Annotated in this window: 11 protein-coding genes; 6 read left to right on the plus strand and 5 right to left on the minus strand. The window is 71.6% G+C overall.

Annotation, left to right across the window (positions count from 1 at the left end):
• The first annotated feature begins 120 nt into the window (after nt 1-120).
• The 4 genes from E6R60_RS01945 to hydA all read left to right on the plus strand — a co-directional run bounded on the left by E6R60_RS01945 (nt 121) and on the right by hydA (nt 5,382).
• On the plus strand, nt 121-1,488 hold the full coding sequence (locus E6R60_RS01945) for a hypothetical protein (protein ID WP_206309289.1): 1,368 nt from the start codon (nt 121-123) through the stop codon (nt 1,486-1,488).
• Nucleotides 1,489-1,714: 226 nt separating this feature from the next.
• Nucleotides 1,715-2,557 (plus strand): nitrilase-related carbon-nitrogen hydrolase, encoded by an 843-nt coding sequence (locus E6R60_RS01950; protein ID WP_136324580.1) that lies wholly within the window; start codon nt 1,715-1,717, stop codon nt 2,555-2,557.
• Entirely contained in the window at nt 2,554-3,837 is a 1,284-nt protein-coding gene (locus E6R60_RS01955) for an aspartate aminotransferase family protein (RefSeq protein WP_136324581.1), read from the plus strand. Before E6R60_RS01950 ends, E6R60_RS01955 begins: the two co-directional genes overlap by 4 nt.
• A gap of 144 nt (nt 3,838-3,981) precedes the next feature.
• Nucleotides 3,982-5,382: a dihydropyrimidinase gene (gene hydA / locus E6R60_RS01960; protein ID WP_136324582.1), complete on the plus strand. Its 1,401-nt coding sequence runs from the start codon at nt 3,982-3,984 to the stop codon at nt 5,380-5,382.
• Between the two features lie 98 nt (nt 5,383-5,480).
• On the opposite strand, the gene E6R60_RS01965 is transcribed toward hydA, so the two are convergent.
• The 4 genes from E6R60_RS01965 to E6R60_RS01980 all read right to left on the minus strand — a co-directional run bounded on the left by E6R60_RS01965 (nt 5,481) and on the right by E6R60_RS01980 (nt 7,899).
• Nucleotides 5,481-6,104: a DUF998 domain-containing protein gene (locus E6R60_RS01965; RefSeq protein WP_136324583.1), complete on the minus strand. Its 624-nt coding sequence runs from the start codon at nt 6,102-6,104 to the stop codon at nt 5,481-5,483.
• A gap of 90 nt (nt 6,105-6,194) precedes the next feature.
• Nucleotides 6,195-6,956 (minus strand): metallophosphoesterase, encoded by a 762-nt coding sequence (locus E6R60_RS01970; protein ID WP_136324584.1) that lies wholly within the window; start codon nt 6,954-6,956, stop codon nt 6,195-6,197.
• Entirely contained in the window at nt 6,953-7,207 is a 255-nt protein-coding gene (locus E6R60_RS01975; RefSeq protein ID WP_136324585.1) for a hypothetical protein, read from the minus strand. The genes E6R60_RS01970 and E6R60_RS01975 overlap by 4 nt, the downstream gene beginning before the upstream one ends.
• Nucleotides 7,204-7,899: a hypothetical protein gene (locus tag E6R60_RS01980; RefSeq protein WP_136324586.1), complete on the minus strand. Its 696-nt coding sequence runs from the start codon at nt 7,897-7,899 to the stop codon at nt 7,204-7,206. Before E6R60_RS01980 ends, E6R60_RS01975 begins: the two co-directional genes overlap by 4 nt.
• A gap of 364 nt (nt 7,900-8,263) precedes the next feature.
• Between E6R60_RS01980 and E6R60_RS01985 the strand changes: the two genes are divergently transcribed.
• The gene (locus tag E6R60_RS01985) at nt 8,264-9,922 is read left to right on the plus strand and encodes a catalase (protein ID WP_136324587.1); all 1,659 of its coding nucleotides are present in this window, start codon (nt 8,264-8,266) and stop codon (nt 9,920-9,922) included.
• Nucleotides 9,923-10,028: 106 nt separating this feature from the next.
• Here E6R60_RS01985 and E6R60_RS01990 read toward each other — a convergent pair whose 3' ends face one another.
• Nucleotides 10,029-10,517: a DUF5709 domain-containing protein gene (locus tag E6R60_RS01990; RefSeq protein ID WP_136324588.1), complete on the minus strand. Its 489-nt coding sequence runs from the start codon at nt 10,515-10,517 to the stop codon at nt 10,029-10,031.
• Nucleotides 10,518-10,889: 372 nt separating this feature from the next.
• Here E6R60_RS01990 and E6R60_RS01995 point away from each other — a divergent pair, with 372 nt between their 5' ends.
• Nucleotides 10,890-11,891, plus strand: a complete 1,002-nt coding sequence (locus tag E6R60_RS01995) for a TIGR03842 family LLM class F420-dependent oxidoreductase (RefSeq protein ID WP_136324589.1) — start codon at nt 10,890-10,892, stop codon at nt 11,889-11,891.
• Nucleotides 11,892-11,965: the final 74 nt, after the last annotated feature.

The raw sequence follows: 11,965 nt of genomic DNA on the forward strand, positions 1-11,965 counted from the left end.
GCGCCGCTCGGACCCGGGTCGAAAAGTGCGTGTAGTCGTCCCGTAACACGACTGCGGTCGAATGCCTGCGGACTGGAAGGCTCCAGTCGGCAGCGGCCGAAGGCGGCGATGGCGGTGACGGTGACGGAGCATCAGCGTTCTGATTCCCTGGGGGAGTTCGCGCACCATCTGCGAGAGGTGGCCGCGCTGCTCGATCCCGGACGGGGTTGGTACGGAGTGTTCTGCCGCCGTGATCCCGAGGGGATGCGGGCCTGTCTGGCGGGCTCGGAGATTCCGCCCTGGGACGTCATGGAGTCGCTCTTCGCCGACCTCGCGTCCGTGCGCGGCGCGGTCTTCGCGGAGCGCGCTGCGGTACGTGCGGCCGGGCTCTACGCCGCCTCCGCCGCCGCCCACGACCGGCGCCCCGGCGGGCGTCGGCAGCTTGCGGAGCGGCTGGAGCTGATGCTGCGGGAGCAGGCGAACGCGGCGCAGCGGCTGAGCGCTGCCCTGACCGGCGGCGAGGCGGGCACCCTGGACGCGGAAGCGGTCGCCTGGGCCCGCGACGACCACGCCCGGGCCTCGGCGCGCTGTGAGGAACTGCGCAGGAGACTGGCCGCGGCGGCGGTGCCCGCGGGCTGGTCCCGCGCCGAAGCGGAAGGGGACGTCGCGCCGGGCCCGGGGCCGGGGTTGGCGAACGCACCGGAGCCCGCCCGCCCCGCGCCCACCGAGCCCGCCCGCCCCGCGCCCGCCGAGCCTGCCCGCCCCGATCCCGCCGAACCCGCCCGTCAGTCGCCCGCGCCCCCCGCGCGCAAGAGGTCGCGGGGGGCGCGCTTCGCCGGGCTGGACGTCGAGGCGGAGGCCTCCGCGCCCGTTCTTCCCCTTCCGCCGGCGGGGGCCGCCCAGCCCCGGGGAGCACGCTTCGGAGCCGCCCCCCGTGGGGAGGGCGCCCCGGCCGGGGACGCCGCGGCGGCTCAGGACCCGGCCGTGCTGCACGCCGCACGGGACACCGTCGCGACCCTGCTCCGGCTCCGGGCGGAGGGCCGCAGCGGTGAGGCCCACGGCGTGCTCTGCGAGGCGGCGGGCCGGCCCGCCGAACTGCTGCCGGTCCTCGCCGTCGAACTCCACCGGGCGGGGCTCGGCGCGGACTGGGCGACCCTGCTGTGGGAGGTCTCCTCGCTGCCCCCGGCCGAGCTCGCGGCCGCCGCGGACGCGCTGGCCGGCGCCGGGCGCCCGGAGGACTGCGGGCACCTGTTGCGCCAGGGCGTGGCACGGCCGGCCGCCGAGATCGCCGACGCGGTGACGGCCCTGGACCGGGCCGGCCGCGGAGCCCAGGCACAGGCGCTGCTCGGTGCGTTCGTCCGTGTACGGACACCGCAGGACGTGGCCGGCATCGCGGAGAGCGATCCGCACCACCTCGTACCGCACCTGCTCGCTGCGGCCCGGACGGTGTCCGCGGACCGGGAGCGGGACGTGGAGCGCGCCCTGCGTCTGGCGGGCTTCCGGCCGTGAGGCCCGTCGCCCGGATCGGCCGGGCCCGCAGGGCCCCGGGCGGCCCACCGCCATCCGGCCCACCCCGGGCACTGGACCGCACGGGTGTGAAACATGATCGACTCCGCTGGTTCACGGCGATGGTCTTGCCCCGCTGTGTGACGGGGCTTACGTTCTCCCGTACGCACGTGTCTACGGGCGTAGAAACGCGAAGAGGCTCTCTGACGCCGCGTCGAAGGAGCAGCTCATGTCCCACGTCGTACGCGCCGCACTCGTCCAGGCGACCTGGACCGGCGACACCGAATCCATGATCGCCAAGCACGAGGAACACGCTCGGGAGGCCGCCCGGCAGGGGGCGAAGATCATCGGGTTCCAGGAGGTGTTCAACGCCCCCTACTTCTGCCAGGTGCAGGAACCCGAGCACTACCGCTGGGCGGAGGCCGTGCCCGACGGGCCGACCGTGCAGCGGATGCGGGAACTGGCCCGCGAGACCGGCATGGTGATCGTCGTCCCGGTCTTCGAGGTCGAGCAGTCCGGCTTCTACTACAACACCGCTGCCGTGATCGACGCCGACGGCTCGTACCTCGGCAAGTACCGCAAGCACCACATCCCGCAGGTCAAGGGGTTCTGGGAGAAGTACTACTTCAAGCCGGGAAACGTCGGCTGGCCGGTGTTCGACACGGCGGTCGGCAAGGTCGGCGTGTACATCTGCTACGACCGGCACTTCCCCGAGGGGTGGCGGCAACTCGGTCTCAACGGAGCCCAGCTGGTGTACAACCCGTCCGCGACCTCGCGCGGTCTCTCCGGCTACCTCTGGCAGCTGGAGCAGCCCGCCTCGGCCGTCGCCAACGAGTACTTCATCGCCGCGATCAACCGCGTCGGCCAGGAGGAGTACGGCGACAACGACTTCTACGGAACGAGCTACTTCGTCGACCCGCGCGGCCAGTTCGTCGGTGACGTAGCCAGCGACAAGGAGGAGGAACTCCTCGTCCGGGACCTGGACTTCGGGCTCATCGAGGCGGTCCGTCAGCAGTGGGCGTTCTACCGGGACCGCCGCCCCGACGCGTACGAGGGACTGGTGGAGCCGTGAGCAGCCTGCACCACCGCCACCTCGCCGTCAGCCCCGACTGGCTGGCGCTCTACTACCGGCACCCGCTGGAGATCACGCACGGCGAGGGCCGCCACGTCTGGGACGCCGACGGCAACCGCTACCTCGACTTCTTCGGCGGCATCCTCACCACGATGACCGCCCACGCACTGCCCGAGGTCACCAAGGCGGTCAGCGAGCAGGCCGGGCGGATCATCCACTCCTCCACGCTCTATCTGAACCGGCCCATGGTCGAACTCGCCGAGCGGGTCGCCACCCTCTCCGGCATCCCGGAGGCCAGGGTCTTCTTCACCACCTCCGGCACCGAGGCGAACGACACGGCCCTGCTGCTCGCCACCACGTACCGCAGGTCGAACCAGATCCTCGCGATGCGCAACAGCTACCACGGCCGGTCGTTCTCGGCGGTCTCCATCACCGGCAACCACGCCTGGTCGCCCACCAGTCTGTCGCCGCTCCAGACGCTGTACGTGCACGGGGGCGTCCGCAACCGCGGCCCGTACGCGCACCTGGGCGACGGGGAGTTCATCGCCGCCTGCGTCGCCGACCTGGAGGACCTGCTCGGCCACACCCGCTCGCCCGCCGCACTGATCGCGGAACCCATCCAGGGCGTCGGCGGGTTCACCTCCCCGCCCGACGGCCTGTACGCCGCGTTCCGCGAAGTCCTGGACCGCCACGGCATCCTGTGGATCTCCGACGAGGTGCAGACCGGCTGGGGACGCACCGGTGAGCACTTCTGGGGCTGGCAGGCGCACGGGCGCAACGGCCCGCCGGAGATCCTCACCTTCGCCAAGGGCATCGGCAACGGCATGTCGATCGGCGGTGTCGTCGCCCGTGCCGACGTCATGAACTGCCTGGACGCCAACTCCATCTCGACGTTCGGCGGTTCGCCGGTCACGATGGCCGCCGGCCTGGCCAACCTCTCGTACCTCCTCGAACACGACCTCCAGGGCAACGCGCGCCGCGTCGGCGGGCTGCTGATCGAGCGCCTGCGGGCGATCGGCGCGGCCTCGGAATGCGTACGGGAGGTGCGCGGGCGCGGCCTGATGATCGGCATCGAGCTGGTGAAGCCGGGCACCGACGAGGCGAACCCGGAAGCCGCCGCGACCGTGCTCGAAGCGGCCCGGGAGGGCGGCCTGCTCATCGGGAAGGGCGGGGGCCACGACACCAGCGTGCTGCGCATCGCCCCGCCGCTCTCGCTCTCCATCCCGGAGGCGGAGGAGGGCGCGGCGATCCTCGCCGAGGCGCTGCGGTCGGTGGGGTGAGGACCCGGGGTGCGACGGCCCGCAGGTCCGCCGCACCCCGCCCGGCACCCCGGTATTGCCCCCGTGGGCCACCCGCTTCTACGTTCTTCATCACGCACGGCGTCCACGTGCGTGGACCCATTCCGCCACAGTGAGGAGGGGTACATGACCCGCACCGTCATCCACGGCGGCCTCGTCATCACCGCGTCCGACGAGATCCACGCCGACGTACTCGTCGAGGGCGGCCGCGTCGCCGCGCTCGCCGCGCCCGGCACCGACGCCGCAGCAGCCTGGACCGCCGACCGGACCATCGACGCCACGGGTAAGTACGTCATCCCGGGCGGTGTCGACGCGCACACGCACATGGAGATGCCGTTCGGCGGCACCTTCGCGGCGGACACCTTCGAGACCGGCACCCGGGCCGCCGCCTGGGGCGGCACCACCACGATCGTCGACTTCGCGATCCAGTCCGTGGGGCGCTCGCTGCGCGAGGGGCTCGACGCCTGGTACGCCAAGGCGGACGGCAACTGCGCGATCGACTACGCGTTCCACATGATCCTCGCCGATGTGAACGAGTCCTCGCTCAAGGAGATGGACCTGCTGGTCGCGGAGGGCGTCACGTCCTTCAAGCTGTTCATGGCCTACCCGGGCGTCTTCTACAGCGACGACGGCCAGATCCTGCGCGCCATGCAGCGGGCCGGGTCCAACGGCGGCCTGATCATGATGCACGCGGAGAACGGCATCGCCATCGACGTCCTGGTCGAACAGGCCCTCGCCGCCGGCCGCACGGATCCCCGCTTCCACGGGGACGTACGGAAGGTGGCACTGGAGGCCGAGGCCACCCATCGCGCGATCCAGCTGGCCCGCGTCGCCGGGGCCCCGCTGTACGTCGTGCACGTCTCCGCCGACGAGGCCGTCGCCGAGATCGCGGCCGCCCGGCACAAGGGGCTGCCCGTCTTCGGCGAGACCTGCCCGCAGTACCTCTTCCTCTCCACCGACAACCTGGCCGAGCCGGACTTCGAGGGAGCCAAGTACGTCTGCTCCACACCACTGCGGCCGAAGGAGCACCAGGAAGCCCTGTGGCGGGGCCTGCGGAACAACGAACTCCAGGTCGTCTCCACCGACCACTGCCCCTTCTGCTTCTCCGGGCAGAAGGAGAGGGGCCGCGGCGACTTCTCGAAGATCCCCAACGGCATGCCGGGCGTCGAGCACCGGATGGACCTGCTGCACCAGGCGGTCGTCGACGGCCACATCTCGCGCCGCCGCTGGATCGAGATCGCCTGCGCCTCACCGGCCCGGATGTTCGGCCTCTACCCGAAGAAGGGCACCATCGCCCCGGGCTCGGACGCCGACATCGTCGTCTACGACCCGCACGCCGAGCACACCCTCTCCGCCGAGACGCACCACATGAACGTCGACTACTCGGCGTACGAGGGCAAGCGCGTCAGAGGGCGGGTGGAGACCGTTCTGTCACGCGGGGTTCCCGTGATCGACAACCGTGCGTACGCGGGGAAGGCGGGGCACGGAACGTACGTGCCGCGAGGCATCAGCCAGTACGCGCACTGAACCCTCACGGGTGACCGGAAGTGGGGCCCGGGTTGCCGGCGCACAGTCGCGCCCGGCCCCCTGCCGCCGGCGCCGCGGGCCCGGCCGGCGGGTCGCGGTCAGCACCGGACGCAGGAGACGACCACGACGAGAGGCCAGAACGACTGACCGAACGTGAGCACCCGCTCGGCCGCTCCTGCGGTGCCGAGCACGAAGAGGGCGAGCAGGAACCAGGCGCCGCCCGCCCACATCAGGGCTGAAGCGCCGACGGAGGGACCCGGCCGCAGGCCCCACGGTGCTCTGCGGTCCGCAGACGCGGCGCCCGGCGCCGGCAGAGGCCGCCTGGCCGGGACGCCGCGGCGCACGGCCAGGACCGGCCACACCGCCAGCAACGAGAAGCCCACGGTCACTACGACACCGTGCGGGAAGGAGCCGCCGCTCAGCGGGGCCGGGAACAGCGCGAGCAGCATCGCCGAGAGCCCGCCGCCCGCCAGCGCCACCCGGCCGAGGGGCGCGGCGGGGCGCAGCCCGCAGGCGGTCACCACGTGACAGGCGCCGAGGGCCAGCAGGGCTGAGGTCATCACCCAGTAGCTGCCCGCCCCGTCGGCGGCGAGGACGCTGATCGTGGTCGAGGCGGGATCGTAGGCGGGCCCCTGGAGCGCCGCCGATGCCGTCCAGCCGCCGACGAGAAGGACGGGAGCGGACACCGAGGAGAACAGGACCCACAACGGGACAGAGCGCATCGCAGCACGCTAGAGCGCCCGGGCCCGCAACTCCCGGCGCACACGCCCGCCGGCGCCGAGGAGGAGTGTGCCGCCGGTCCGGACGCGGCCCTATCCGCTGTGGTCCGCCGCAGCGGTCTTCGCGCGCCCGTCGCCCCGCACGTGGTAGACGTTGAACGCCTTGCGGATGACGGGCTGGGCGACGTTGCGTACGGGGACGCCGCCACTGGTCATCCCGTGCTCGGTGCCCGCGTGCGCATGGCCGTGGACGGCCAGGTCCGCGCCGGCCGCGTCCACCGCTTCCGCGAGCAGGTAGCTCCCGAGGAACGGGTAGATCTCCAGGGGTTCCCCCGCCAGCGTGTCCGGTACCGGCGCGAAGTGCGTGAGCGCGACGCGTGTATCGCATCCCTGCTCGGCCAGATCCGTCAGAGAGGCCCGCAGTCCGTCGGCGCAGCGGCGGGTGTACCGGATGAACTCCTTCATCAGGGGTTCGCCGAACTCGCTGCCGCTGCGGCCCGCGAATCCGCCGCCGAAGCCCTTGGTGCCCGCGATCCCCACCCGCCTGCCCTCGACCTCCACCACGGTGCTCTGGCCCTCCAGCACCCGCACGCCCCCTTCGCGGAGGATGGCGGTGACCTCTTCCGGCCGCTCGTCGTGGTGGTCGTGGTTGCCGAGCACGGCGACGACCGGCACCGGGAGGCCGGCCATCTCCCGGGCGACCACCCTGGCCTCGTCCGGCGTGCCGTGGCGCGTCAGGTCTCCGGCCAGGAGCAGCAGGTCCGCGCAGTCGGCAAGCGTCTCGAAGGCGGGCCGGAGCACACCCTCGCTGTCGAGACCCATGTGAATGTCCCCCACGGCCGCCACGCGGATCATGCGACCTCCTCCGGGTGGTCCGGGGCCGCTGGATCAGCCACCACGACGTCGAAGTGAACGGTCTCGCCCACGAGTTCGTCGTTCACCGTGCGCAGCAGCTCGCTGCGGCAGTGTGCCGTGGGAACGGTTCCCATGACGCTCACGGACGATCCGCGGTTCTCGATGCGGATGCCGAGCTCACCCAGCTCCTCCGCGGCGAGACGTTCCTTCAGATGGGCGATGCGGTATTCGGCGTTGGCGGGGTCGTTCATCGTTCTCCTCCTCGCGGCGCGATGACTTCCAGGCGTTCCAGCAGAAAGAGGAAGGCCGCCGGCATCGGTGCGTCTCCGTACTCGCCGCGGATCGCCTGCCAGTCGACCCTCTCGCGCAGTTGCCGGGCGATGGGCAGCACGGCGCCGAAGTCGCAGTGGTGCTCCGAGAAGGCGGCGAGCAGGGCCCGCATCAGATCGGTCGGCGCCAGCACCGGCATGTGGACGGAGTCCACCGGCAGCTCCGTGGCCCGCTCCAGCAACTCCGTCGTCACGGGCCGGCTCGCCAGCTCGAAGATGAGGTCGATGTCCTGGCCGAGGCACTTGGCCTTGACCAGCCAGTCCTCCGGAGGGGTGAAGACCGGCAGACCGGCCTCCTCCAAGGTGGCCACGACCGCGTCGGCGTCCTCCGGCCGGATACAGAAGTCGGCGTCGTGCTGGAGGTTGCCGGTACCGCCGTGCGCGTAGACGGCGACGCTGCCGGCGAGGGCGAAGGCGTGCCCGTGTTTCTTCAGGATGGAGGCGACCTGCTTGGCCGCCTCCAGAATCGCCTGGTTGAGGTCGGGCGGAAGCTCCTCGGCGGGGAGCTCGTGGTCCGGGGACGCTCCCGCGGGCCCGTCGGCGCCGCCCGCCGGACGGAACTCGGTGACGGGCTCGCGTCCGCCGGGAGGGTTGCCTTCCGCGTTCGGTGTCACCTGCTGCTCCGTTTCCGGACGCCTGCCGCCGCACCGGGTGTGCGGCTCGGGAGGCGTCGACGATTCCTGCCCAGGTACCACCGGTACCCCGACCGCCGTCGTCGACACGGGCCGGTCTTCCGCCCGCCACCGGCGCCCCTCGCGAGCGGGGCCGGATTTCCCTTGTGCCGGATTTCCCTTATCCCGCAGGGACACGTCCGCCACCTTCCCGGCGGGGCGGACACCGCCGGGGCTCGCCGTCAGGGGGCCGATGCGGCGACAACCGCCGGTCCGACCGGATGTTCGGCCGGTCCGAAGCCGCATATCTCGCATATCATGAAAAACTGGTCATAGGGAACGAAACGGGTCGAAGGAGTCGACGAACGTGACGGACGTATCGAGCAAGGGCCCCGCCTCCGGTGACGACCGGAAGACGCTGACCAACCGGCAGGGCCATCCGGTCTACGACAACCAGAACCAGCGCACCGTCGGCGCCCGCGGCCCGGCCACGCTGGAGAACTACCAGTTCCTCGAGAAGATCAGCCACTTCGACCGCGAGCGCATCCCCGAACGCGTCGTGCACGCCCGGGGTGTGACCGCGTACGGCTACTTCGAGGCGTACGGGACCTTCGGTGACGAGCCCATCGGCCGCTTCACCCGCGCCAAGCTCTTCCAGGAGCGCGGCAAGCGCACGGATGTCGCCGTGCGCTTCTCGACCGTCATCGGCGGCCGCGACTCCTCCGAAGCGGCCCGCGACCCCCGCGGCTTCGCGGTGAAGTTCTACACCGAGGACGGCAACTGGGACCTCGTCGGCAACAACCTGGGCGTCTTCTTCATCCGGGACGCCATCAAGTTCCCCGACGTCATCCACGCCCTCAAGCCGGACCCGGTGACCTTCGAGCAGCAGCCGCGGCGGATCTTCGACTTCATGTCCCAGACGCCCGAGTCCATGCACATGCTGGTCAACCTGTTCAGCCCGCGGGGCATCCCGTCGGACTACCGGCACATGCAGGGTTTCGGCGTCAACACGTACAAGTGGGTCAACGAGGAGGGCGAGACCCTTCTGGTGAAGTACCACTGGATGCCCAAGCAGGGCGTCCGCAGCATGACCGAGGAGGACGCGGCCCACGTGCAGGCCGAGGGCCTGGGCCACGCCACCAAGGACCTGTACGAGTCGGTCGCGCGCGGCGACCACCCGGAGTGGGAACTGCTCGTCCAGGTGATGGAGGACCACGACCACCCCGAGCTGGACTTCGACCCCCTCGACGACACGAAGACGTGGCCCGAACAGGACTTCCCGCCGAAGGCGGTCGGCCGGATGGTGCTGAACCGGATGCCGGAGAACTACTTCGCGGAGAACGAGCAGATCTCCTTCGGCACCGGTGTGCTCGTCGACGGGCTCGACTTCTCCGACGACAAGATGCTCGTCGGCCGCACCTTCTCGTACAGCGACACCCAGCGCTACCGGGTCGGTCCCAACTACCTCCAGCTGCCCGTCAACCAGGCCAAGAACGCCGACGTGCGGACCAACCAGCGCGACGGGCTGATGGCCTATCACGTCGACGGGGGCGGCGAGAACCCCCTCGTCAACTACGAGCCGTCCCTCACCGGCGGACTGCGGGAGGCCCGGTATCCGACCCACGACGAGGTGGGGCCGGAGATCCGCGGCAGGCTGACGCGCAAGCGCATCCCGCGGACCAACGACTACCTGCAGGCCGGCCAGCGTTATCTCCTGATGGAGCAGTGGGAGCGGGACGATCTGGTGCAGAACCTCGTCGGCCTGCTCGCCCAGTGCGACCGGGTGGTCCAGGAGAGGATGGTCTGGCACTTCCTCCTCGTGGAGAACGAGCTGGGCCTCAAGATCGGCGACGGCCTCGGCATCCGCGCGCAGGACGTCGCGGGACTCGAGCCGCTGGCCGGGCAGGAACTCGGCGACGAGGACCGTAAGCGGCTCACCCGCCTGGGGAAGAACCCGCCGCGCGACGTCAGCGGGCTGACCATGACGCACTGCGTCCCGAACGAGCGGCACGTCGTCACCCGCTGAGGCGGAACGCGGGCCCCGGGGCCGGACACGCGCCGGCTCCGGGGCCACCGAGACCCGGCCGGGCCCGGCGGCGTCCGGTCGGCCCGCCGTTCAAGGGGGCAGCACGTCAGCCCTCGGGATCGGGGGCCGGCGGCAGGTCCTCCTCGCGGACGGTGTGGACCGCGGCCTCCTCGGCGCCCGCCGCGCCGCCGTCCACGCCCGCGTCGAAGGCCACGGCTTCCTTGGTGCTGTCGGGGCGCACGCCCTCGTCCGGGGCCACCAGACGGCCCGCCCGGTCCTCCCCGGCCTCCGGGTCGAGGGGCTCGCCCTCACCGTCCGGCAGGTCGCCGACGCCGTCGCCGTCGGGCTGCCCCGTGTCCGGTACCTCCTGAGCCAGGCGCTCGTCCAGGGACTCGCCCTCGTGCTGCTCCGCGGCCGTGGTGCCGGTCTTCGTGACGCCCAGCGGCTTCTCCGGCGGCGAGTAGCCCTCGTCGAGCACGTCGTCGTACGTGCGTTCGTCCACCGCGTCCTGCATGTCCAGGGGCGCCGCGTCCTCCTGCTCCTCGTTGCCGCCGGTCGGCTGGTAGGCGTCGTCCGCCATGTTCTGGTCGCTCATCACTGCCCTCGCGCTTCGTGATCCGTCGGGTCGCGCTCCGTCATCGATGGTCGCGCCTCGATTCCTCGCAGTGCCCGCGACACACCCCGCCAAACGACCGGCGGTACGCACGGATGGCCGCGGCGGGCCACGGACGGCCCCGGCGTGCCGCGGAGGGCCTCTTCCCAAAGCCCCGGAACCGGTCCAGAATCATCCCCCCGCGACTCGCGCTCGGGGCGGCGTCGTGCACCGTCCGGTGCGACCCCGTGTGGAAGGATCTGCCCGAACGCGGCACTCGAGGGCGGCACTGACCTGCACATTCCGACCGGCCGCGCAGGCCACGGCATGCACACCCGCGCTCCACCTGTCAGCACCCGGACCAGGAGCACATGTATGGACTTCGGACTCGTCCTGCAGACGGACCCTCCCGCCTCGGCCGTCGTCGGCCTGATGCGCCGCGCCGAACGCAACGGCTTCCGCTACGGCTGGACCTTCGACTCGGCGGTGCTCTGGCAGGAGCCCTTCGTCATCTACAGCCGCATCCTCGAACACACCGAACGCCTCGTGGTCGGCCCCATGGTGACCAACCCGGGAACCCGCACCTGGGAGGTGACCGCCTCCACCTTCGCCACCCTCAACGACATGTACGGCAACCGCACGGTGTGCGGCATCGGCCGCGGCGACTCGGCGATGCGCGTCGCCGGACGCAGCCCCAACACCCTGGCCCGGCTCGGGGAGGCCATCGACGCCATCCGCGACCTCGCCGAGGGGCGCGAGGCGCTCGTCGACGGACAGCCGGTGCAGATCCCCTGGATCAAGGACGGCCGGCTGCCCGTATGGATGGCCGCGTACGGCCCCAAGGCGCTCGCGCTCGCCGGGCAGAAGGCCGACGGCTTCATCCTCCAGCTCGCCGACCCCTTCCTCACCGAATGGATGATCAAGGCCGTACGGGACGCGGCAGCCGAGGCGGGACGCGACCCGGACTCCGTGACCATCTGCGTGGCCGCGCCCGCCTACGTGGGGGACGACCTCGACCACGCCCGCGAGCAGTGCCGCTGGTTCGGCGGCATGGTCGGCAACCACGTCGCCGACCTGGTCTCCCGCTACGGCGAGCACTCCGGACTCGTCCCCGAGGCCCTGACCGCGTACATCGCCGGACGCTCGGGATACGACTACAGCCACCACGGCCGTGCCGGGAACCCCGACACCACCTTCGTCCCTGACGAGATCGTCGACCGCTTCTGCCTCCTGGGCCCGCCCGAGGCGCACATCGAGAAGCTGCGCGCGCTGCGCGACCTGGGCGTCGACCAGTTCGCCGTGTACAACATGCACGACGCCCGCGAGGCGACGATCGACGCCTACGGATCCGAGATCATCCCCGCGCTCACCGACTGACCGCGCCGCCCCCTCTTCTCGTACGCACCTCGTCCCTCGACCGCGCGTTCCCTCCCCTCGTACGCAACCCCCCG

The sequence above is a fragment of the Streptomyces sp. A0642 genome (assembly GCF_004795105.1).
Taxonomy (GTDB): domain Bacteria; phylum Actinomycetota; class Actinomycetes; order Streptomycetales; family Streptomycetaceae; genus Streptomyces.

Excerpts from the sequence above, each read along its gene's own strand:
- E6R60_RS01950 (WP_136324580.1), top strand. The coding sequence starts at position 1,715 with ATGTCCCACGTCGTACGCGCCGCACTCGTCCAGGCGACCTGGACCGGC.
- E6R60_RS01970 (WP_136324584.1), bottom strand. The coding sequence starts at position 6,956 with ATGATCCGCGTGGCGGCCGTGGGGGACATTCACATGGGTCTCGACAGC.
- E6R60_RS01965 (WP_136324583.1), bottom strand. The coding sequence starts at position 6,104 with ATGCGCTCTGTCCCGTTGTGGGTCCTGTTCTCCTCGGTGTCCGCTCCC.
- hydA (WP_136324582.1), top strand. The coding sequence starts at position 3,982 with ATGACCCGCACCGTCATCCACGGCGGCCTCGTCATCACCGCGTCCGAC.
- E6R60_RS01995 (WP_136324589.1), top strand. The coding sequence starts at position 10,890 with ATGGACTTCGGACTCGTCCTGCAGACGGACCCTCCCGCCTCGGCCGTC.
- E6R60_RS01975 (WP_136324585.1), bottom strand. The coding sequence starts at position 7,207 with ATGAACGACCCCGCCAACGCCGAATACCGCATCGCCCATCTGAAGGAA.
- E6R60_RS01990 (WP_136324588.1), bottom strand. The coding sequence starts at position 10,517 with ATGAGCGACCAGAACATGGCGGACGACGCCTACCAGCCGACCGGCGGC.